The sequence below is a fragment of the Neobacillus sp. PS2-9 genome, assembly GCF_030915525.1.
Taxonomy (GTDB): Bacteria; Bacillota; Bacilli; order Bacillales; family Cytobacillaceae; genus Neobacillus.
On record NZ_CP133269.1, the window covers coordinates 2,552,176 to 2,573,465 of the forward strand.

The 21,290-nt window shown below is 37.3% G+C and carries 23 protein-coding genes; 8 read left to right on the forward strand and 15 right to left on the reverse strand.

From position 1 onward, the window contains the following. Window positions 1-382 precede the first annotated feature (382 nt). From RCG25_RS12870 to RCG25_RS12880, 3 genes are all read left to right on the forward strand, one after another. Entirely contained in the window at window positions 383-1,531 is a 1,149-nt protein-coding gene (locus RCG25_RS12870) for a CapA family protein (RefSeq protein WP_308084027.1), read from the forward strand. Between the two features lie 48 nt (window positions 1,532-1,579). Further along, entirely contained in the window at window positions 1,580-2,371 is a 792-nt protein-coding gene (locus tag RCG25_RS12875; protein ID WP_308084028.1) for a CPBP family intramembrane glutamic endopeptidase, read from the forward strand. A 74-nt stretch (window positions 2,372-2,445) separates the two neighbouring features. After that, window positions 2,446-2,736 (forward strand): HesB/YadR/YfhF family protein, encoded by a 291-nt coding sequence (locus RCG25_RS12880; RefSeq protein WP_308084029.1) that lies wholly within the window; start codon window positions 2,446-2,448, stop codon window positions 2,734-2,736. A 40-nt stretch (window positions 2,737-2,776) separates the two neighbouring features. Here RCG25_RS12880 and RCG25_RS12885 read toward each other — a convergent pair whose 3' ends face one another. The 9 genes from RCG25_RS12885 to mtnA form a co-directional block, all read right to left on the reverse strand. Further along, complete coding sequence (locus RCG25_RS12885) at window positions 2,777-3,073, reverse strand: hypothetical protein (protein ID WP_308084030.1); 297 nt, start codon at window positions 3,071-3,073, stop codon at window positions 2,777-2,779. Window positions 3,074-3,131: 58 nt separating this feature from the next. Beyond that, window positions 3,132-3,560: an acyl-CoA thioesterase gene (locus RCG25_RS12890; protein ID WP_374121050.1), complete on the reverse strand. Its 429-nt coding sequence runs from the start codon at window positions 3,558-3,560 to the stop codon at window positions 3,132-3,134. Window positions 3,561-3,582: 22 nt separating this feature from the next. Then, on the reverse strand, window positions 3,583-5,919 hold the full coding sequence (locus RCG25_RS12895) for an AAA family ATPase (protein WP_308084032.1): 2,337 nt from the start codon (window positions 5,917-5,919) through the stop codon (window positions 3,583-3,585). A gap of 132 nt (window positions 5,920-6,051) precedes the next feature. Further along, entirely contained in the window at window positions 6,052-6,282 is a 231-nt protein-coding gene (gene tlp / locus RCG25_RS12900) for a small acid-soluble spore protein Tlp (RefSeq protein ID WP_308084033.1), read from the reverse strand. 140 nt (window positions 6,283-6,422) lie between these two features. Continuing rightward, complete coding sequence (locus RCG25_RS12905; RefSeq protein WP_308084034.1) at window positions 6,423-6,566, reverse strand: acid-soluble spore protein N; 144 nt, start codon at window positions 6,564-6,566, stop codon at window positions 6,423-6,425. Between the two features lie 67 nt (window positions 6,567-6,633). Beyond that, on the reverse strand, window positions 6,634-6,765 hold the full coding sequence (locus RCG25_RS12910) for an FbpB family small basic protein (RefSeq protein WP_160723454.1): 132 nt from the start codon (window positions 6,763-6,765) through the stop codon (window positions 6,634-6,636). Between the two features lie 156 nt (window positions 6,766-6,921). After that, complete coding sequence (locus RCG25_RS12915; RefSeq protein WP_308084035.1) at window positions 6,922-7,458, reverse strand: redoxin domain-containing protein; 537 nt, start codon at window positions 7,456-7,458, stop codon at window positions 6,922-6,924. 160 nt (window positions 7,459-7,618) lie between these two features. Next, on the reverse strand, window positions 7,619-8,413 hold the full coding sequence (locus RCG25_RS12920; RefSeq protein ID WP_308084036.1) for a class II aldolase/adducin family protein: 795 nt from the start codon (window positions 8,411-8,413) through the stop codon (window positions 7,619-7,621). 24 nt (window positions 8,414-8,437) lie between these two features. Beyond that, window positions 8,438-9,484 (reverse strand): S-methyl-5-thioribose-1-phosphate isomerase, encoded by a 1,047-nt coding sequence (mtnA, locus tag RCG25_RS12925; protein WP_308084037.1) that lies wholly within the window; start codon window positions 9,482-9,484, stop codon window positions 8,438-8,440. 184 nt (window positions 9,485-9,668) lie between these two features. Here mtnA and RCG25_RS12930 point away from each other — a divergent pair, with 184 nt between their 5' ends. After that, on the forward strand, window positions 9,669-10,706 hold the full coding sequence (locus RCG25_RS12930; protein ID WP_308084038.1) for an NAD-dependent epimerase/dehydratase family protein: 1,038 nt from the start codon (window positions 9,669-9,671) through the stop codon (window positions 10,704-10,706). A gap of 178 nt (window positions 10,707-10,884) precedes the next feature. On the opposite strand, the gene abc-f is transcribed toward RCG25_RS12930, so the two are convergent. The 3 genes from abc-f to acnA form a co-directional block, all read right to left on the reverse strand. Further along, entirely contained in the window at window positions 10,885-12,600 is a 1,716-nt protein-coding gene (gene abc-f / locus RCG25_RS12935) for a ribosomal protection-like ABC-F family protein (protein ID WP_308084039.1), read from the reverse strand. 264 nt (window positions 12,601-12,864) lie between these two features. Next, window positions 12,865-13,824 carry a phosphotransferase enzyme family protein gene (locus tag RCG25_RS12940; RefSeq protein ID WP_308084040.1) on the reverse strand — a complete coding sequence of 320 codons (960 nt, stop codon included), beginning with the start codon at window positions 13,822-13,824 and terminating at the stop codon, window positions 12,865-12,867. Between the two features lie 62 nt (window positions 13,825-13,886). Then, entirely contained in the window at window positions 13,887-16,592 is a 2,706-nt protein-coding gene (gene acnA / locus RCG25_RS12945) for an aconitate hydratase AcnA (RefSeq protein WP_308084041.1), read from the reverse strand. Window positions 16,593-16,924: 332 nt separating this feature from the next. Between acnA and sspO the strand changes: the two genes are divergently transcribed. Next, a complete protein-coding gene (sspO, locus tag RCG25_RS12950) occupies window positions 16,925-17,077 on the forward strand; it encodes a small acid-soluble spore protein SspO (protein WP_307287702.1) in 153 nt (50 codons plus the stop codon). Between the two features lie 55 nt (window positions 17,078-17,132). Here the strand turns inward: sspO and RCG25_RS12955 are convergent, their stop codons facing one another. Then, complete coding sequence (locus RCG25_RS12955) at window positions 17,133-17,402, reverse strand: hypothetical protein (RefSeq protein ID WP_308084042.1); 270 nt, start codon at window positions 17,400-17,402, stop codon at window positions 17,133-17,135. A 111-nt stretch (window positions 17,403-17,513) separates the two neighbouring features. On the opposite strand from RCG25_RS12955, the gene RCG25_RS12960 reads away from it, so the two are divergent. Continuing rightward, window positions 17,514-17,651: a small acid-soluble spore protein P gene (locus tag RCG25_RS12960; protein WP_088087701.1), complete on the forward strand. Its 138-nt coding sequence runs from the start codon at window positions 17,514-17,516 to the stop codon at window positions 17,649-17,651. Between the two features lie 23 nt (window positions 17,652-17,674). Here the strand turns inward: RCG25_RS12960 and selA are convergent, their stop codons facing one another. Further along, a complete protein-coding gene (gene selA / locus RCG25_RS12965; protein ID WP_308084043.1) occupies window positions 17,675-19,090 on the reverse strand; it encodes an L-seryl-tRNA(Sec) selenium transferase in 1,416 nt (471 codons plus the stop codon). Window positions 19,091-19,193: 103 nt separating this feature from the next. Here selA and RCG25_RS12970 point away from each other — a divergent pair, with 103 nt between their 5' ends. After that, window positions 19,194-19,592, forward strand: coding sequence for an Hsp20/alpha crystallin family protein (locus tag RCG25_RS12970; protein ID WP_308084044.1), 399 nt, complete (start codon window positions 19,194-19,196; stop codon window positions 19,590-19,592). Between the two features lie 100 nt (window positions 19,593-19,692). Here RCG25_RS12970 and RCG25_RS12975 read toward each other — a convergent pair whose 3' ends face one another. Beyond that, on the reverse strand, window positions 19,693-19,932 hold the full coding sequence (locus RCG25_RS12975) for an Rdx family protein (protein WP_374121051.1): 240 nt from the start codon (window positions 19,930-19,932) through the stop codon (window positions 19,693-19,695). Window positions 19,933-20,067: 135 nt separating this feature from the next. Here RCG25_RS12975 and selD point away from each other — a divergent pair, with 135 nt between their 5' ends. Further along, on the forward strand, window positions 20,068-21,126 hold the full coding sequence (selD, locus tag RCG25_RS12980) for a selenide, water dikinase SelD (protein ID WP_374121052.1): 1,059 nt from the start codon (window positions 20,068-20,070) through the stop codon (window positions 21,124-21,126). Window positions 21,127-21,290 lie beyond the last annotated feature (164 nt).

Sequence of the window (21,290 nt, forward strand, 5' to 3'; positions counted from 1 at the left end):
ACATCGTCAATATAATCGAGCTTTGTGTGATCGAAGTAAACAAACTCTTTTTCATGAATAAGGATAGTTAGGTCATCGAACTCAAAAGTAAGATCCCCTTGAATTTTCCGCTCTTCCAGAGACAGATTTAATTTTGGTCCACCTCAACCAATTCCCATGCTTAATCGGATATAAAGTATTTCATTCTCCGTCTTTTTGTCTTTGTTTATTGAATCCTGTAATATCTTATGAGCATTCCCTGTAATACGAAACATCAGATTCACGCCCCTATCTTCTTATTCTTTGTCCAAATAAAAATTTTAAAAATCATATTAATATATTATAGTATTATCAAGGAGTACGAAAATAATTTGCCTGAACAAGCTCATACAAGGAGAAATTTATGAGAAAGAAAGCTTTTACTACCTCTGTTTTAATTATTATTATTTGTACCACTCTTGCATCTATTCTCTATGTGAAGGAGCAAAAAGAAAAAAACGAAAAGAAAAATTATCCTTCAAAAAATCATAGTATGCGGCCTTTCCAACTAACAAATCGAAAGCTGATTGAAAAAGTAACGATTGGAGCAATTGGGGATATACTGATCCACGATGTAGTCTACCAAGATGCATTCAATGGACAAAATTATAACTTCGATCCCATGTTTGAAAATATGAAAGCGCTATTAGAAAAACCAGACATCTTAACAGCAAATCAAGAAAGCATTCTCGGAGGCTTGCAGCTGAGACTTTCAGGTTACCCTAGGTTTAATAGTCCCCATGAGGTAGCCGATGCCCTCGTTCATACTGGTGTCGATATTGTCTCAACCGCAAATAACCATACATTAGATAAAGGGATTAAAGGCGTCCAATCAGAAGCTGCCTATTTACAAAGCATTGGTTTACCATATGTGGGGAGCTTTGTAGATGATAAGGATCAACAAAATTTAAGGATTATAAATAAAAATGGAATAAAAATCTGCTTCCTTTCCTACACATATGGAACAAATGGAATCCCGTTACCCAAAGGGAAGGATTTTCTTGTCAACTTGATTGACCGTGAGAAAATGAAGGGAGAAATCCATCGAGCAAGAAATGCAGCGGATATAGTCGTGATGAGCATTCATTGGGGGATTGAGTATCAACGAATTCCTACCAATAATCAAAAGGATTTAGCGCGTTTCTTGGCAAATGAAGGTGTGGATATTATATTTGGCTCTCATCCTCATGTCCTTCAACCTATGGAATGGCTCAACACAACGGATGGCAGGAAAGCATTTGTGGTTTATTCATTAGGAAACTTTATTTCTGCTCAGAATAATAATTATAAAGACATTGGCGGTTTAGCCACAATCGATGTAACTAAACAAATTACAGACAAAGGGACAACTATCGAAATTTCGAATCCAGTCTTCTTTCCAACCTATATTACTAGTCAAAAATATCACCACTTTAAGGTTGTTCCATTAGAGAATGCATCAACATTTGGGCTTACGAATGCAGATGCAAAATACAAAGAAATTCAACAACATATGAAACAATGGCTCCGTTAAGACGGGGCTTTTTTCTAATGAACAAATGGTAAGAAAGGAGAAATAGGTATGGACACTAGATACTCAAGTGGTTTGCTGTTAGGTGGACTTTTTACAATTATGTCCTTCCTTTTTACAAGAGGTTTTTATTCTCTTTTCTTTATAATCCTTTTAGGTTTACTAATACTGGTTACTTTTTTTAAGGAAAACAATCGACTATTTGTCTGGTTGATCGTTGCATTTTTTCTAGGTAATTTACTAATTGGCTACGCAGACCATTTTATCGGTGCATACCCACTATCGCCTTTTGCACTTGTATTAATAAGTCAATTGTTATGGACAATCCCAATTTTACTAATAACCTATGTGACAAAGAAATTCAATAAGCCTACTGGCTATTCTTACATAAGCTTAATAAGGAATTCACCCATTCAAATAACCAGCCATTTCACGATCTCCTTCTTTCAGCTTTTTTATTTCATGCTATCTCTGCTTGTGTTAAGTGTAATTCTTGTCCTTGTAATGAAGGTGGGAGAATGGACTATCTTAAAGATCAGTTTGATTCTACTATTTTCTGGATTGAATTCGTTTTTAGAAGAATTATTGTGGCGGGGAATATTATGTACGCAGTTTATCCGAATGAGCAGCAAGCGTATGGGTATCTTACTAAGTAGTGCTGCATATGGGCTATATACAACAATGTTTGGTTACACAATAAAAATAAGTTTGTTCTATTTCCTATTGGGTGTTATATTTGGCTTCGTCACTGTTAAATCAAAGAGTTTACTCCCTTCCTTTATTATTCATAGCATCATTACAATCCTTTTGTTACTTCTTGGCTGGGTAGTTATTCCGTTATAAAGTTCGAAACATTCGATTCTCAATCGCTTTTCTTATATAATAAAATGATTAGCAGCTAGAAAGGAGTCCCTTACATGAATATACATATTACAAATGAGGCTGTAGCATGGTACAAAAGAGAACTAAGTCTTAAAAATGGTGATTATGTTCGCTTTTTTGCTCGGTACGGAGGATGCAGTACAGTACAAAGTGGTTTTTCTTTAGGAATCTCAACAGACGAACCCATAGATATTGGTACAAAAACTGAGGTTGACGGAATTGTCTTCTATATTGAAGAAAAGGATGTATGGTTCTTTGATAATCATGATTTAACAATTGACTATCAAGAAACGTATGAAGAACCTATTTTTAACTATCATAAATAAAAAGCAATAGAGGTTGACTCATTGATGAGCCAGCCTCTATTTATTCACTCCATATATGCTCTGTTAAGCCCGCTTTTTGTAAAACGTTTTTGCCCCTATCACCAATTAAATCGAAATGAGAATAACCATCTTCTCTGTGATGAATCCATTCCTTTTTCAAACCATATTTTTTACCCCAGGCTGCGAGTTTGTCAAGATCCTGACAACCTACCTTTGTTACGGTTTTTGCTCCCGGAAAGCGGTCATCCAACCAATAATGAGTTAAAAAAGCAATTTCTCCCCTGTCAATTTTTCTTTTCCAATCTATAATTTCCTGTCTCTTAATACCGAATGCCACTACGTCACCCCAAACTTTAAGTATCTAGGAAATAAATGCTTTTTCGAAAAGTCCTCAGCTATTTTTTCTTAACTTCCTCATATTTTAAATACCACTCTGGGAAGGCTTTTTTAAAGGAGGTAGGTCTGAAATTATCCTTTTTAACAATAATATGAGTAGACTTTCCTTCTGCACATATTTCTTCGTTCCCATTAATAATCGTATATCCATAAATAGTTTTTATTCCATCGTTTAACTCTACCCACGTTTTAACAAAGGCCTTATCGCCATAGCGTAACGGTTTTTTGTAAGTGATTTGAATATCATATACGGGAGCATAGTAACCAGACTCTTCCATTGCTAAGTAATTATAGCCAAGATCCTCAATAAACCCTGTTCTGCCTAGCTCAAAAAACTTTAAATAATTTGCATGGTAAATGACACCCATCATATCTGTGTCTGCATAATAAAGTTGAATCTCCCTTGTTGAAATAAAAAAGTTCTCCACGGACAACGTTCCTCTCATTACTTTAATATTTTTTTATTTTACTTAAGGCTACATTAACATCTTCTGCTTCAAGGAACATTGATTTTTCTATAAGTTCCTGATCCTGTACTAAATTCATTAGCCGTGAAGCTTGTGCTTGAATTATTTCATCCACCACGTTTGTAGCAAAACGACCGTTCCCTCTGGAATCTTCTATTTCGATGGTCTCAATCAATTGCTGCTTTGCTTCCTCTGTTAAGTAGTATTGATAGCTTTTGGCATACGTGGCCATGATTTCAAGAAGCTCTTCTGAAGAGTAATCAGGGAATAAGAAGTATTTTTTAAACCTTGAGCGGAGCCCTGGATTGCTTTCCAAGAGTTGATCCATTTCATTTGGGTAGCCTGCTAAGACAACTACAAGGTTTTCGTTTTGCTTTGTCATTTCATCGACAAGTGTATCAATAACTTCTTTCCCGAAATCACTGTTTGAATGGCTAAGAAGAGAATATGCTTCGTCAATGAATAACACACCACCAAGTGCTTCCTTAATTTTTTTCTTTGTTTTCCCGGCAGTTTGACCTACATAACCAGCAACAAAATCGGCCCTGCTAGCTACAATAAGATGCCCTCGTTTTAGAATACCGCATTCTTTTAAGTACTCAGCATAAATTTTAGCCACAGTTGTTTTACCTGTACCAGGATTTCCGGTAAATACAGCATGAAGTTGAATGGGTACTGTTGGTAATCCCTGTTTTCTTCTAAACTGTTGCATTTTAACAAACGAAATTAATGAGCTCATTTCTTCTTTTAAGGCGTTAAGACCAATGAGCTGGTCCAGTTTCTCCTGTGGTGAATAGGTGCTGTGCGCTTTTTCCAAACGAAAATCTTCTTTGTTGAGGAGCATATAATCTAAAAGATCATTTTCTACAGATTGCTTCTCTGACCCCTTTTTAAAAATAGCATCTAAAACAATATTTCGTGCTGTTCTCGCATTACCAAAGGTTTCATCTACTCGTTCTTGTTCAAGCCGAAGCTCAATTTCGCTTTTTGATTCCTCGGTTAGGAGATAATCGTTGTCTAATGCCACTTTTTCGGCAATCCGGATTAATTCCTCGTTTGAATAATTAGGTAAATGGATAAAGTTTGATTGAGGAAAACGACTGCGTAATCCAGGATTGGCATCTATGAATGAGCGCATTTCTTCTGGATACCCAGCTAAAATAACCGCAAACCTTCCGCCGTATTCACTTCCGGTCATAAGTGAAACCAAAGTATCAATTGCAGATTGACCATAATCATTTCCCGTTTGCCCCTCGCGTTTTAAGCTATAGGCTTCATCAATAAATAATACACCGCCAATGGACTTTTCAACGATAGATCGAACGTTTTCCTCTGTTTGTCCTACAAAGCCCCCGACTAATTGCGAGCGGTCTGTCTCAATTACTTCTTCACGTGGAAGTACACCCAACTCATAATAAATTTTTGCCAATAAACGAGCAAGTGTTGTTTTACCAGTTCCGGGGTTTCCTGTTAAAATCATATTTAAACTTAGTTCATCTTTAACTTGAAAACCAAGCTCTTTCCGTTGCTTCTGGTATTTTAGGAATCGATAAAAATCATTCACGCGTTTTTTAACTAAATCCATCCCAATCATACTATTTAATTCATCCAATGCGTTTTCTGCTGTGATTTCTGAGGGTTGTTCTTCAAGAAATTGCTGTTCCCAGGTTCTTTTTACTTCATCAACATTGGCCATATGCAATTTTAAATCCTCAAAAAAAGTAGATGTATGGAATACGCCGGTAATTGATTGATCGTATTCTTTCGCTGCTTTTAACAGACCTCCTGTTTCCTCTATGGCAGTCAATAGTAATTCAGATAGTTTCTGGTATTTAAGAAGAAGCTTTTTATTCAACATCGTGGAAGCTATGTCTACTTTTGTTTGTAAATCCTTCAATTGTTCTTCTGATGCGTTTAAAAAGCTTTGGCAAATATCTATGTACTGCTCAGCTGTTTTTTTCTTGGCCGTTCGGTTATCCGTTTCTCTTATAGGGGGGAACGAAAGTGTAGCCAGAAAATCCTTCATTTTCTTCCAGTCAGATCGAATACTAAATTCCTTTGCCCTTTGGTTTTCAGGGTCAAGTTTAAGTGCTTTTGCAAACCAAACAGCTGCTAAAGTGTTCTCTTTATCTCGATTAAGCCTAGATTGTGCCCCTAGCGTTAAAAGCTTGGATAAGGATTTAGAATCAGTTTCCTGACTGAGCGCACTAATGAGCTGACTTTCATTAGAGAGGGCACCTGTTTCGTTTAGTTCCTTTTCCCACTGTTTGATTTGTTCAGTATATGGAGTTCGTTGATTGGTTAGTTGTTTCAAGGTCATCACTTCTTTTTAAAAATTTCCCTTCTATCTTACCATAACAAGCCTAAGCAAAAGAAATATCCTGTACTAAGGAGGGCATAACAGGTGAAAAAAGAACCTGTCCAAAAATGGAACAGGTTCTTTTGTTATTATTTAGCTTTGTTGATTTTGGGCTTCGTCTTTGATTTCTGAGCGGAATGAGTCGATACTTTCACGTCTCCGCTGATTTTTCGATTCAATTTGTTGGCGCTGTTGCTCGCTATCGGTAAAAGCAAGCGATTCTTCAGCCGCTTCCATATTTTCAATTGTATTATGAATCATTGATTGAAGTTTCTCTACATTATCGCTACGATCATCAGGATTAGGTTTGTTATTGTAGGCCATTGTTGAATTCCTCCTTAGAATGTTTTTACTACAGATATAGTTTGTAACGGTAGCAGAAAAATATCACAGAGAAAAAAATGCAATTTTAACATTAGCATAAAAAAGACCCACTAAAAAAGTAGGCCTTATCCATTCATCTATTATTCGCCCTTAGTTTGAATTACCTGAGCGTGTTTACCTGATGTATCATTCATTTTTTTCCCCTTATTCCCACTAAAGCCTCGAGGCTGTGTTCCTAAATGGCTAGGTGTAAAATGCTTATGGTCTTTTTTTGGATTACTCATATCATGATCCCTCCTTACTAACATTTTGTCCATAAGGATGGAAAACATAATTGGTAAACTTTTAAGGTTACTCGGCTTTTCCGAGACGCTTTTCTTCTAGGCGCTGTTCAATTTTTTCCATAGCAGCACGATCTTTTAATAGTTGTGATTTATTTTCTAAAACAAGTTCTGCAAATGAGCGTTTTCTAGGTTTTCTCATTAGTATCACCTTCCTTATTTCCTATTGTAACAGTTATTATGCCCGGAAACGGTTTCAATTATTACAACTTTTTGAAAATTAATTAAAAAGAGTTTTTCCTTTTATTTGATAGAAGGGAAAGAAAAAAGACATCGGCCAAAACCAATGTCTTCATTACTATTTTAATTTTTCGGTAAAGTCTTTCATCACATCTAGGTTCATTGATCCCGTAAATTTATTTTTAATAACCCCTTTTGAGTTAATAAAATACGTGGTTGGGATAGATAATACCTGATAGGCTTCATTCACTTTGTCTTCAGCATCTAAGAGGACGGGGAAGGTAATCTTGTTTTCGTTAACAAAACCTTGGACATCCAGTTGTGGGTCAATGTTAACTGCAAGAATAACGACATCATCTCCAGCCTGCTTAGAAAATTGTTCCATTTCAGGCATTTCTGCTTTACATGGTGGACACCAGGTAGCCCAGAAGTTAAGCATAACTTTTTTCCCTTTTAAGTCGGAGAGTTTTACGGTTTCACCTGTTAATGTTTTTAATTCAAAATCGGGTGCTTTTGCACCTATTGATAGACCTTCTTTATTAGCAGTTGCTTGACTTGTCGTTTCGGGTGCCTCTGTCTTTTTATCCATTGCTTGTACAATTGCTACTGTAAGGAGAGAAACCAAAACAACGGCAGCAATTATTTTCTTTATCATCCCCGACTCCTCCTTTTGTTTCTTAATCTGCTATATCGATTTTACACTATAAACTCAGTTGAAACAAAACTGGGATATGCCGAAACTGTGACAATTTTATAAACTCTAAATGGTAGGAAGGAAATAAGGAAAAAGCAAGCACAAATGGCTTGCTTCCTACCTACAAATGTTTCTTTAACTCGTCCAATATATTTTTTGTTACGTTCTCAACAATGGTTTGAAGATCCTGTTTTGATAAGTTTTTTTCCATTGGAGGAATACGTTTCATTGCATGAACTCCTGGTTCAGTATCAACACCAATGGGTGAATTTCCCTTTATACCCATTTTAGTTTTCATGTCAACTAAAGTCTGAACATGTTTCTTCGATAACTCCCGATCCCCATTTAATTGCTTGGCGATCCAGTTAATTTTCGCGGTAAATTCCATCGATTCCATTAGGAAATAGGCTTGTTCAAGGTCTCTTCCCCATGTTAACGCTCCGTGGTTTTCTAATAAGACCCCTTGATGGTCGTACACATATTTCTTCACCGCATTTGGCACTTCTTCCGTTGAAGGGGTCCCATACTCTGCCACAGGAATGGTCCCAAGATAGACTACAGACTCTGGCATTATAGCTTGATCTAAAGGGATTCCTGCTATAGCAAACGCAGTGGCATAGGGTGGATGTACATGCACAATAGCTTGTATGTCAGGCCTCTCTTGGTACACAAGCATATGCATTTTCATTTCAGAAGTCGGTCGATAGTCCCCCTCCAATACTTCACCCGCCGCATTCACTTTGACGATTATCTCTGGAGTCATAAAGCCTTTACTAACACCTGTAGGGGTGATAAGAAATTCATCCTCACAAAGCCGAATCGAAATATTTCCATCGTTTGCAGCAACAAAACCTTTGTCATAGATCCTTTTTCCAATTTCACAAATTTGTTTTTTATATTTAATTTCAGAAATCATGTACATACCCGCTTTCCACTTTTATCATTTAAAAAGTTTTGGAAGCTCTTCTTGGTAATTTCCTGTTAGGATTCCCTTTTCTGTAATAATAGCTGTTACAAGCTCATGTGGCGTCACATCAAAAGCTGGATTAAATACCTTCACACCCTCGGGAGCCGTTCTTTTTCCAAAACCTTCAGTAATTTCAGCCGCCTCACGTTCTTCAATCGGGATTTCATCCCCAGTTTTAGTTTCTAAATCGATCGTTGAAATAGGTGCAGCTACATAGAACGGGATATTATGGGCTTTCGCTAATAACGCTACTCCATACGTTCCAATTTTATTTGCTACGTCACCATTCGCTGCAACTCGGTCACATCCCACAATCACCGCTTGCACCCAACCTTTTTGCATAACCATTGCAGCCATATTATCAGTTATTAATGTAACATCAATGCCAGCTTGCATAAGTTCCCAAGCAGTTAGTCGTGCACCCTGAAGGAGCGGTCTTGTTTCATCTGCAAATACTTTTATATTCCACCCTTTTTCTTTTGCCAGGTATAGGGGTGCTAGAGCTGTTCCATATCTTGCGGTTGCAATTCCGCCTGCATTACAATGGGTAAGGACGCCCATTCCATCATTTAATAGTGTTAACGCATGCTCTCCGATTGTCCTGCAAACCTCTTCGTCCTCATTACGGATGGTATGTGCCTCATTTTCGAGTGCAACTTTTATTTGTTGAACAGGTTGGTCTTTCTCTTTTTGTGCACGCTCATCCATCCGATTTAACGCCCAAAATAAGTTGACCGCAGTTGGCCGTGAGGTAGCTAAATAATCAGCTTGCTTTTTAAAATAAGTATAAAAATCGTCGAAGGAATTCTCAGGCGCATCCTTTATTCCCACTACTAGTCCATAAGCAGCGGCTATTCCGATTGCCGGTGCACCACGAACCTTTAATTGTTTAATGGCGTCCCATGCATCTTCAATTTTAGTAATTTCAAGAAATTCTGTAAAATTTGGAATTTTGGTTTGATCTAATATTTTTAATATCCCATTATCATATGATACGGATTGTAAAAAAGCTTGTTCCATAAAAAAACATCTCCTCATTGTTCACTCAGAAGTAATATATTTTTAAAAGTACTACTACCTTTGTAATTTTAACAATATTCATGACATATGCAATACTTTCATTATTGAAAATTAGATTTCTTGTCATTAACAAAATTATCAAGAAATTTGTTAAGATGAAGTATGTGAGAGGAGATGATTAATTTTGAAAATACTAGTTTTAGGTGGAAGCAGATTTTTAGGGAGAACATTCGTTGAAGAAGCATTATCTCAAAATCATGAAGTTACGATTTTTAATCGTGGGAATCAAAACGTAGGTCTTAAGGATGTTGAAATCATTACTGGCGATCGGTTTGGAGACTTGTGCGAGCTTAAAAACCGCTATTGGGATACGGTTTTGGATACTAGCGGTTTTATTCCTTCTACCGTAAAAATATCAACTGAGTTATTGAAGGATCGTGTTGACCAGTATTCATTTATTTCCAGTATCTCCGTTTATCAGGACTGGGTTCCAGAAAATCTAGATGAAGACTATCCTCTATTAAATATGTCAGTCGAGAAAGCAGATGAAATATCAAAAGATGTGCATGGCCCTATTTATGAATACTACGGTCATTTTAAGGCATTATGTGAACAGATTGCAGAAATGAATATGCCTGGGAGAGTATTGAATGTCCGAGCTGGGCAATTAATTGGTCCTAATGACTATACAGATCGTATTCCATATTGGGTACATAGGTTGGCTAAGGGTGGAAAGGTGTTAGTGCCCGGTAATGAGAACCGACGTGTACAGCTAATAGATAACAAAGACCTTTCGAAGTGGATTTTGAAGATGATGACAGCTAACTCCTCTGGAACGTTTAATGCAACAGGCCCTGATTATCCTCTAACGATGAAACAATTCATAGACGCATGCTTAAGAGTTACTGGTTCTGATGCGGAAATTGTATGGGCTGATGAGGAGTTCCTGCTTGAACAAAAGGTTGCACCGTGGACTGAAATGCCTTTATGGGTTCCAGAAAATGCCCCACTATCTCCTGAACTTGAAAAGCCTTGGAAGGGTGCATTTTCAATCAATATTGATAAGGCAGTGAAAAGTGGACTTACGTTCAGGACGCTGGACGAGAGCATATCGGATATTTATGAGTGGGAAAAGACTCGACATATATCTCAGGATGAGTGGAAATCAGGAATGAGAGCAGAAAGAGAGAAAGAGCTACTGTCGTTATTGGGTAGAAATTAAGGGAAATTGTGGTACGCAAATAAAAGTATGCTTTACGCAAATAAAGGGCGATTTATCGCAAATAAAAGCATGTTTTACGCAAATAAAATACACTTTTTCGCAAATAAAAATGAAGTTACCGCAAATAAACGATGAAAAAAACCTGAAGAGAGCAAATATTAATGCTCTCTTCAGGTTTTTAGTTGTTAAAATTTCGTTTTAGTTTAAGAAGTTCATTAAATTCCTTGTCTAAAACAAGATATTTCGGGTCTTTTTGATCGATTGTTGATAATTCCCCCAAAATAGAAGCAATTCTGTTTTCGATAATTAAAAGCTGTTCCTTCGAACGTTGTCCACCCGTTTTATCTTTATTCAAATACTGCTCTGGCTTCATTTCCACTCGCTTTATTTGTTGAACTTCAAACACTAACAATCGATCACACAGTTTATTTAGAAAATAATAGTCATGTGACACTGTGATAATCGTTCCTGTAAAATCAGCTAATGTCCGTTCGAGCTGCTCCCTGCTAGGTAAGTCCAAATGATTGGTAGGTTCATCTAAAATGAGAACATCATATTCCTTCATTAACATCTCCACAAGCTTGACTCTCGTCCGTTCTCCTAAGCTTAATGTAGAAATAGGCTTTGTAATAAAAGCTTCCTTTAACCCTAAATTAGCAAGCAAAGTCCTAGCCTTAAGAATACTTTCCCTATCTGTAAAACCCAGTGCCTCAATCGCCGTTTTTTCTGCTGGCAAGTCAACAACATCCTGGCTCAAATAGGCAATCTGAATAGAGTCGCTCCTCCATAGTTCCCCAAATGAGACGCTCTCCTGATCTAATATCATTTTTAGTAAGGTTGACTTCCCGCAGCCATTTTCACCTAACAGTCCAATCCGTTCTCCATGATTAATGTAGAAGTGGGATTCATAGAAAAGAGTCTCGTCTGTAAAAACTTTTCGAAGATTCTTTGCCTCTATAATCCGTCTCCCTCTTTTTCCTTGACTCTCAAATTGAAATTTAACTGATGCTTCGTCAAGAGGCTTTTCAATTTGATTTTTCTCAAGTTCATTCTGCAATCGTTTGATCTTTGATTTGACTTGATTATCTCTTTTTTTTGCTTTTGCTCGGTGGTATTCTTTTAGACCGTAATCCCTGCTTTTTTGGGTTGAACTTTGGTGGGCCTTATCAGACCAAGACTTTAGCTGTTCCATTTGCTTTTCAACTAATTCAATTTGACGCTGTTGTACATTATATTGGTGTCGGTGGTTCTCGGTTCGTTGTTGTTTTTCCTTCCGGTAGCTGCTATAGTTCCCACTGTAAAAATGAATCTTACTATTTTCTAATTCAAATATACGATTAGCCGTCCTGTCTAAAAAATGCCGGTCATGGGAGATGATCAAAACAGGACCATGGAATTTTTCTAATTCTGACACAAGCCATTCAATACCTTTAAAATCTAAATGATTAGTAGGTTCATCTAGAATTAAAAAGTCTGGTTGGGATGACCAAATCATAGATAAGGCAAGCTTTAATTTTTCTCCACCGCTTAGATGGGATAGGCGTGTTTCCTCCCATTCAGAGACCTTCTTGAGCCCAAGCTCTTTAGTATGCTGGTACAACACATTATTAGCGCTCCCGAATATGGACTCATGAAAATCGTTCATTTCATAATCAATCGATTGCGAAAGGTAGCCAATTTTTAATTCCTTACTCTTTTCGATGTGTCCTTTATCAGGTAGTATTTTTCCGGAGAGAATATTTGCCAAGGTTGTTTTTCCAGTTCCATTATAGCCAACCAGACCGATTCTTTCCCCGTTTTTGATTTCAAAATGAATCTGGTCTAATACCTTTTGTAATTGATAACTTTTCTCTAAACCTGTAACTTTTATTATTGTTTTAAGATTTGTAAGCATAAAAAAACTCCCTTCAATGAACCTGAAAGAGAGATTTATGTCTAAAAATATCATGAATTCCCGTAAAAACGAGACAACAATTAAACCTGTTTAAAGGTTTGCATTGTTATACATGTACGATCAGGACATAAAAAAGGACAGACTAATCCTATTCTTCAGGTTCAACATTTTTCGTTTTTCGAATCATGTACTGAAAAATAAGATTATAACTTCATCGGCCCAAATTCATTCCTTTACATTTTGTTATTTATATTTTATTTAAAATTAGCTAAAGTTGTCAATTAATTCTTTAAAATTGACATTAGAATATGGTATTTGTTCCTCTATTCTATGTTTCAAGTCTTCAAGCGTATAGGCTTGCCATTCCGCAAGACTATGTAAATCCCACTTTTCTAAAAATAACACATATAAGAATATCTCTCTTATTTTCAGTAAAATAGGAATTTGTTCAAGCATTTCCCTGTAAATAGCACGTTCCTCCTCATACCCTTTTAAAAAATGAAGCCAAAAAATCTTGCTAAAATCCTTTCGTTCTGGGGTAAAAGATGATGCCTGCCAGTATGCATGATAAAAGGAAACGGCCAAATCATATGCAAACCAATGATATGCACAATCATCAAAATCAAAAACAGTAATCCTTCTGTCCTTCACTAAGAAATTGCCTTGATGAAAATCATTATGGATAAGTCCAAATAAATTTGAATCTTGATGAAAATCTCTTAGTTCATCCAATAATTTTGTGTATCGTTCTTTAATGAGTTTTGAATTAATTTTAGGAAGAAGCCTAAAAAGATCTGGTTCCTCTTTTGTCCATTTGGGCCTTTCAAGCTGTATTAGTTTTGATACTTTATGCATCCTGCCGATTTGTTTTCCCCAATTATAAAATAAATCAGTTGTCCAAACGTTATCGTCCGTAACATCCACTGCTACACCTTGCGCTTTTTCAAAAGCAACCAAGAACAAATTGGTTACCTCTTCAATTAAAAGGTTATTTTTGGATGGCACTGGTCTTGAAACGGAAACTCCTTCTTTTGCTAGGGCTTCAATAAACTTTAATTCATTTTCTAGGTCAGAGAAGCTCTTCCTCTCTCTATTGGATAATCTTAGTATATAGTCCCTTCCATCTTTCGAAAAGGTATATACAGAATTTTGGAACCCGTTATTAATAGGGATAAGTTCTTCAGGTGCAAGGTCATACCTTGCAGCAAATTGATGTAAGGTCATAAATAATCCTTTCGTTAAAAAACACCATGCAAGTCTGCATGGTGTTTATCTTTAAAACTAAATTAAGCTTGTAATTTTTCACGTAGAACCATTGGTAGAATTCCACCGTGACGGTAGTAGTCAATTTCAACTTCAGAATCGAAACGAACAAGAACTTCGAATTCTTTCTTGTTACCAGCTTCGTCAGTAGCTGTAACTTTTAGGAGATCACGTGGTCTTACATTTTCGTCTACTTGTACTTCAAATGTCTCTTTACCAGTTAATCCAAGAGTTTCAGCGCTATCGCCATCCTTGAATTGAAGTGGAAGCACACCCATTAATACTAAGTTAGAACGGTGGATACGCTCGAAGCTTTCTGCAAGGACAGTTTTAATACCTAAAAGATTTGTTCCCTTAGCAGCCCAGTCACGAGATGAACCCATTCCGTAATCTTTACCAGCAAGAACCATTAGTCCAGTGCCATTTTCTTTGTACTTCATGCAAGCATCGTAAATAGAAGTAACTTCGCCTGTTGGCCAGTAAGTTGTGAAACCACCTTCTGTACCAGGTGCGATTTGGTTACGGATACGAATGTTTGCAAACGTTCCACGCATCATAACTTCGTGGTTACCACGACGTGAGCCGTAAGAGTTAAAGTCACGTGGTTGAACGCCTTTTTCTAATAGGTATTTACCAGCTGGAGTATTTTTACCAATTGCTCCTGCAGGTGAAATGTGGTCCGTTGTAACAGAGTCACCGAACTTACCAACAACACGAAGTCCTGCTAAAGGTTCAACCGTACCAGGTTCTGGTGATAAACCTTCAAAGAATGGTGGGTTAGCAATATAAGTTGAATCTTCATCCCAAGTGTATAATGGCTCATTGCTAGTTTTAATTTCGTTCCAACGTTCGTTATCACCGAACACATTCTCGTATTCTCTACGGAATAATTCAGGAGTGACAGTACGTTTAACAACATCATTTACTTCAGCAGTTGATGGCCAAATATCCTTGAAGAATACATCGTTACCGTCTTTATCTTTACCAATTGCTTCAGAGCCGAAATCAATATTCACTGTACCAGCAAGAGCATATGCAACCACAAGTGGTGGTGAAGCAAGGTAGTTAGCTTTTACAAGCGGGTGAATACGGCCTTCAAAGTTACGGTTACCTGAAAGAACAGATGTAACTAAAAGATCGTTTTCAGCGATAGTTTTTTCGATTTCTTCTTTTAATGGACCGGAGTTACCGATACATGTTGTACAGCCGTAACCAACAAGGTTAAAACCAATTTGTTCTAAATATGGAAGTAATCCAGAATCACGAAGGTATCCAGTTACAACCTTTGAACCAGGTGCTAAAGAAGTTTTTACAAATTTAGGAACTTCCATTCCAAGCTCAACAGCCTTCTTCGCAACAAGTCCTGCTCCAACAAGAACATATGGGTTGGAAGTATTTGTACAGCTAGTGATAGAAGCAATCGCAACTGCACCTGTTTTAATGGCGGCTTCATCACCGTTATTGAATTTAATTGTTGCTTCTTTTGCAAGTTCGTCAGCATGTAAACCGAAACCTTGGTTTCCTTGTGGTGCAGAAACAGCTTTTGTGAATTCCTCTTTCATTTTTGAAAGTGGAATTAAATCTTGAGGACGCTTAGGACCAGAAAGATTTGGTTCAATTACTGAAAGATCAATTTCAACCACATTTGAATAAACAGGTTCAAAAGATGCATCAAAGAACAAGCTATTTGCTTTGCAGTACTGTTCAACAACATGAATTTGTTCTTCTTCACGGCCAGTTAAGCGTAAGTACTCAATTGCTTCACCGTCAACCGGGAAGAAACCGCAAGTAGCACCATATTCAGGGGCCATGTTGGCAATAGTTGCACGGTCTGCAAGTGGAAGTACGGATACACCAGGTCCAAAGAATTCAACAAATTTACCAACTACTCCATTACTGCGAAGTACTTGAGTTACTTTTAATGCTAAGTCAGTAGCGGTTGCACCGTTTGGAAGTTCACCGGTTAACTTAACACCAACAACTTCAGGAACAGGGAAATATGAAGGCTGTCCAAGCATTCCTGCTTCTGCTTCGATACCACCTACGCCCCATCCTAGAACACCAAGACCGTTAATCATGGTAGTATGTGAATCAGTTCCTACTAATGTATCTGGGTATGCTTCAAGTTCGCCGTCAGTTTCAGCAACGTGAACAACGTCTGCTAAGTATTCAAGGTTTACTTGGTGAACGATACCAGTTGCTGGTGGAACTGCACGGTAGTTATTGAATGATTTTTGAGCCCAGCTTAAGAATTGGTAGCGCTCTGCGTTACGTTCGAATTCAAGATCCATGTTTACTTTTAATGAATCAGCTGAACCATATGCATCAACTTGTACAGAGTGGTCAATAACAAGATCAACTGTTTTTTCAGGGTTGATTTTATCTGGATCTCCACCAAGGTCAGCCATCGCTTTTCTTAAAGAAGCAAGGTCTACTACTGCTGGAACACCAGTGAAGTCTTGGAGGATAACACGTGAAGGCTTAAATGGTACATCCACCTCTTTAAGCTCTGCTGTTCCCCATTTTGCTAAGTTTTCAACATGCTCTTTTGTGATTACACGGCCATCATATTGGCGTAAAACAGATTCAAGTAATACTTTTACAGAATAAGGCAATTTGGTAACATTACCAATGCCTGCTTCTTCCAATGCTGCTAAACGGTAATAGTGGTAGCGTTTGCCGTTTACTTCAAAGGAAGAACGCGCATTAAATACATCATTTTTTACCATGTGTAAAAACCCCCTCGTTCGTCATCATAATACAAGTTTAATGAAAAGTCGAAAAGTTTGAATTTTCCCATCCATCTTCACTTTTCTCACAATTCTAATCTTAATACAACCTTTTACATAAGTAAATAACAAGAAAGTTATTGTGATTGATAAGTTTTTCTTATGTTTTTTTATGTATTTTGTTCGGAATATTTCGAAAATCTTATTGGTCAAAAGTGAATTCAGAAATCGTGAAAATCAAATTTTTCGTTAATATTATCTCAAAAAACCAATTGATTGTCATTTTTCAAGGTCTAAAGGAAATAGTAACACTATCAGGAGGTGAGTAAAAGATGGCGAAACGCAAGTCAAACCATGTCATTCCTGGTGCCAATGCTGCTAAGGGACAAGGAAATGGTGCCGGATTTAATGAGGAACTAGCAAGTGAACAAGGATTAAGTGTAAAAGAAAAGATGAACAATAAAAAGCGGAAGAAAAATCAATAAAAAAGGGGTCTCGTCCACTGAAGCAGTGGGACGAGACCCTTTTTTGTTTAATGCCTTATTCAGTCTGATTTACTTCGGCTACAATACTTTGTAAATCTTGCTGGAATCGCTCTAATTGTGCACGTTGATGTTCAGATGCAACTTCCAGAGCATTCTCAATTTGCTGATATGCTTCATTTACTTCGTTCTTTAGATGCTTTAGTTGGTGGCCATAATTGGCACTATCATTTACAATTTGATTAAAAAATCCTTGAACCTCTTCATATCCTTGCTGTGCTGCCTGAAATGCCTGTTGCTTGTCCTTGTTGTAAGGATATTTCTGCATTGTCTTTTTCACTCCTTAATTTTGTTTACCGTTAAATTGCACAGAAGAACAAAATTTATTCAGCATAAAAAGACTTAATCCTTGCATCCTAATATGTAGGAGGGATGAAAAATGAACAAAAACGATGGCAAAGATATGAGGAAAAATGCACCAAAACAATCGGGGCAGCCAGAACCATTAAGCGGTTCTCATAAAGTAAAGAATCGCAACCATACCCGTGCAAAACATAATACACACCATGATATGTGATTTATAAAATAAACCCCTCTTTTTTAAGAGGGGTCAACATTTACTAAGGCATCTAACAAGTTGTTTTCTTCTTCAACTGTTACGGTTCTAAGGTCAATAATAAACTCATCTTTTTGGATTCGTCCTACAATAGCTGGCTTGCATTCCGTTCTTAATTTTCTGCCAAGCTGTTCGGCTGTAAAGGTATCATGTTTAAGGGCGATTACCCATGTTGGCAACTCGACATCAGGCATGGTTCCCCCACCTACTTGACTAATGTCTTTGAAAATTTTTGTCTCATATCTCTTTGTCCTTTGTAACAATCTGGTAACAAAACAATGGCATCTTTCGTCTAATTCATTAATAGAAACTAATAAATCACGAATGACCGGAATATTTCGCATGGCATTTTCACCTCGTGCATAATCAATTAGTGTACCCTCAAGCGCTGCTAAAGTCATCTTATCGACTCGAACCACCCGTGCTAACTGATGTTTCTTCAATTTATCAATGATTTCTTTCTTGCCAGCAATTATGCCTGCTTGCGGACCACCAAGAAGCTTATCGCCACTAAAAGTAACAATATCTGCCCCCATTTCGATGACCTCTTTTACAACCGGTTCTTCTCCGATTCCATGTTTTCTGAAGTCATAGAGGGCCCCACTACCTAAGTCCTCATAAAAAATAGCATCTTCATGGCTTTTCGATAGTGCAATAAGTTCCTCTGTTTCCACAGACTTTGTAAAGCCAATCACCTTAAAATTACTCGTATGGACCTTCATAATGATCGCTGTCTCAGAAGTAATCGCATCTTCGTAATCAAAAAGATGTGTCTTATTGGTTGTCCCTACTTCTTTTAAGATTGCACCGCTTTCCTCCATAATAGATGAAATTCTAAAGGATCCACCAATTTCAACAAGCTGTCCCCTTGAAACGATGACCTCTTTATTTTTCGCTAGTGCTCTTAGAACAAGATAAACAGCGGAGGCATTGTTATTTACAACCATTGCTGCCTCTGCATCGGTAATTTCCTTAATAAGTGCTTCAACATGACTGTGACGTGAACCTCTTTCCCCTTCTTTTAACATATACTCAAGATTGGAGTAATTCCGAGCGGTTTCAACGACATGATTGATGGCATTCTCGCTTAATCTTGCCCTGCCAAGATTGGTATGTAGGATAGTCCCCGTTGCATTAATTACTTTTTCTATAGTAAAGGAAAATTGTTTTTCTAATTTATTTTCCAAAATGAGAAATAAATCATCTATAAAAGAGTTTGTTCCAGGAATAGAACCTGGCCATCTATCCTCTATTAGAGCAGTTCTTATATCATCGAGTACTTCTTTTAATTGTTTTGTAAGCTGAGCAGAATCCAACTGGCTTACTTTAAGGAGATGTAAAAACCTCTCATGATTTTGAAGTTCATGCACTGCAGGAATGGAACGTAACCATTGTTTCACCTTAAAAACTCCTTCATTCATCCATCTTTTGCCCCATTATACCATAGGAGTTTCACATTTTAAGGACCAATGAATAAAATGAAACGAGCAAGGGGGTTTAATTATGACTAAAAAAAGACAAACTCAAAATCAATCCTTTGATTATGAGTTAGTAGAAAAATGGCTTGAAAACTATTTTTTGGATCCACTAACATCTTATCAAGATCAAACTCAATTCCGTATCGATCTTTATGAGACGGAAAAGGAATGGATTGTTGAAGCGCTGTTAAGTGAATATGATGCATCAGAGATTAAAGTATATATTGAACAAAGTAAATTATGTATCACTGCTACAAAATATCCCCCTTCAGAAAACCACTCCAAAAAGTTGCGAAGTATCGATTTTCCTTTTTTAGTGATAAAACAAGAGGTCTTCGCCACCTTTACAAATGGTATTTTAGAGATTTTTATATCAAAAACAAAGAATGGTGTTGGGAAGAATAGATTTATTACCTTGCCTTAAGCTTAAAGAGGCAATTATTTTTTAAAGATAAGTTAACATAATACAATTATCGTCGATAAAAGAGGCCGACTCATAAACCATGGAGTCGGCCTCTTTTTTATTATTTAGATTCCATTATCTGAATGATTTCATCTGTATCAGGAAAAATTCCTGTATCCAGCTTGGAGTATATTTTTTCTCCATCAACTGTTACTTCAAATGCCCCACCTGAGCTTGGGATTAGTTCAAGTTTTTGTATATTTCGATAAAAATGGTTAAACAACTCTTCCGCGAAACTCGCGGCTTTTGGTGCGTAGTTTCATTGCATGCAAAATTCAACGACGACATGATAGTTCTTCATCTTGTAAACCTCCACATTTCCTCTATCTATATAGTAGAATTATTTTACCCCATCCCCTATTCCATCGCAAATCTTTTGTCTCTTTTAAGTGCGGATTTATTACTAAAGAGTTATACTATGAGAATGGAGGTGGACATGTTGAGTGAGCAAGAAAAAATTCGCCTAACCTCTTTATCAACAAAAGCTGGTTGAGGCTGCAAAATTGGTCCTGAGGACCTGGCGCAAGTTTTGCGTCTGTTACCTAAACAAGAACCTGTTCCCGAATTATTAGTGGGGCTGGATACGTCTGATGACGCTGGAGTATATAAGTTAACTGATTCAATTGCACTTATACAGACCGTAGACTATTTTACTCCTATTGTGGATGATCCTTATATGTTCGGGCAAATTACCGCTGCAAACGCATTAAGCGATGTCTATGCCATGGGCGGACAGCCTAAAACGGTCTTAAATATTGTTGGTTTTCCCATTAAAAAACTAGGAGCCGCAATGCTTTCAGAGATCCTACGTGGTGCTGCCGATAAGGTGAAAGAGGCTGGCGCGATTACTGTTGGCGGCCATTCAATCGATGACCAAGAACCTAAATTCGGTCTATCGGTAACTGGAATTGTACATCCTGATAAGGTTTGGAAAAATGTCGGAGCTAAACCTGGTGACGTCCTTGTATTAACGAAGCCAATTGGTGTAGGAATTTTGACAACCGGAATCAAAAGAAGTGTAGTTACAGATGAGCAAGAACAAATTGTTACGGAAACAATGGCGATGTTGAATAAGACTGCTTCAGAGGTTCTAACCAATTATCAGCCGCATTCCGTTACTGACATTACCGGTTTCGGGCTATTGGGTCATGGCAGTGAAATGGCTCGTGGAAGTGATGTGAGCTTTGAAATCACCAATAGTCACGTTCCTATGCTAAAAGGTACTTTGCAGTTAGCGAAGGACGGTGTGGTACCAGGTGGATCCAAATCAAATCATAAATGGTTAATCGACGATGTTGTTTATGAGGATGGGATTCTCCCTGAGGAGCAGCTTGTTCTGTGTGATGCAATTACTTCTGGTGGTTTACTTATTTCAATGGGCGAAGAGGAAGCGCAAACATACGTTGATGATCTCCATGCAAAAGGCTTGTCACATGCAGCCATTATCGGTCGCGTGACCGAGAAAAAAGATAAATTGATTTATGTAAAAAGATAACAGCGAAGTGCTTATGCTTCGCTGTTTTTTTATCGTGTATTTATTCCGAATTATGGTAAAAATGTCAAAGCTAGAGAAAAATGAGCCAATCAATGTAAAAAACGAGCCAATACAACTTGAAAATCGGCCATTCTTACAAAAAAATGAGCCAATCTCCAATAAAA

Bases quoted from the DNA above. Each gene is read 5' to 3' on its own strand.
- RCG25_RS12870 (WP_308084027.1), top strand. From the start codon at position 383: ATGAGAAAGAAAGCTTTTACTACCTCTGTTTTAATTATTATTATTTGT.
- RCG25_RS12875 (WP_308084028.1), top strand. From the start codon at position 1,580: ATGGACACTAGATACTCAAGTGGTTTGCTGTTAGGTGGACTTTTTACA.
- RCG25_RS12880 (WP_308084029.1), top strand. From the start codon at position 2,446: ATGAATATACATATTACAAATGAGGCTGTAGCATGGTACAAAAGAGAA.
- RCG25_RS12895 (WP_308084032.1), bottom strand. From the start codon at position 5,919: ATGACCTTGAAACAACTAACCAATCAACGAACTCCATATACTGAACAA.
- tlp (WP_308084033.1), bottom strand. From the start codon at position 6,282: ATGGCCTACAATAACAAACCTAATCCTGATGATCGTAGCGATAATGTA.
- RCG25_RS12905 (WP_308084034.1), bottom strand. From the start codon at position 6,566: ATGAGTAATCCAAAAAAAGACCATAAGCATTTTACACCTAGCCATTTA.
- RCG25_RS12910 (WP_160723454.1), bottom strand. From the start codon at position 6,765: ATGAGAAAACCTAGAAAACGCTCATTTGCAGAACTTGTTTTAGAAAAT.
- RCG25_RS12915 (WP_308084035.1), bottom strand. From the start codon at position 7,458: ATGATAAAGAAAATAATTGCTGCCGTTGTTTTGGTTTCTCTCCTTACA.
- RCG25_RS12920 (WP_308084036.1), bottom strand. From the start codon at position 8,413: ATGATTTCTGAAATTAAATATAAAAAACAAATTTGTGAAATTGGAAAA.
- mtnA (WP_308084037.1), bottom strand. From the start codon at position 9,484: ATGGAACAAGCTTTTTTACAATCCGTATCATATGATAATGGGATATTA.
- abc-f (WP_308084039.1), bottom strand. From the start codon at position 12,600: ATGCTTACAAATCTTAAAACAATAATAAAAGTTACAGGTTTAGAGAAA.
- RCG25_RS12940 (WP_308084040.1), bottom strand. From the start codon at position 13,824: ATGACCTTACATCAATTTGCTGCAAGGTATGACCTTGCACCTGAAGAA.
- acnA (WP_308084041.1), bottom strand. From the start codon at position 16,592: ATGGTAAAAAATGATGTATTTAATGCGCGTTCTTCCTTTGAAGTAAAC.
- sspO (WP_307287702.1), top strand. From the start codon at position 16,925: ATGGCGAAACGCAAGTCAAACCATGTCATTCCTGGTGCCAATGCTGCT.
- RCG25_RS12955 (WP_308084042.1), bottom strand. From the start codon at position 17,402: ATGCAGAAATATCCTTACAACAAGGACAAGCAACAGGCATTTCAGGCA.
- RCG25_RS12960 (WP_088087701.1), top strand. From the start codon at position 17,514: ATGAACAAAAACGATGGCAAAGATATGAGGAAAAATGCACCAAAACAA.
- RCG25_RS12970 (WP_308084044.1), top strand. From the start codon at position 19,194: ATGACTAAAAAAAGACAAACTCAAAATCAATCCTTTGATTATGAGTTA.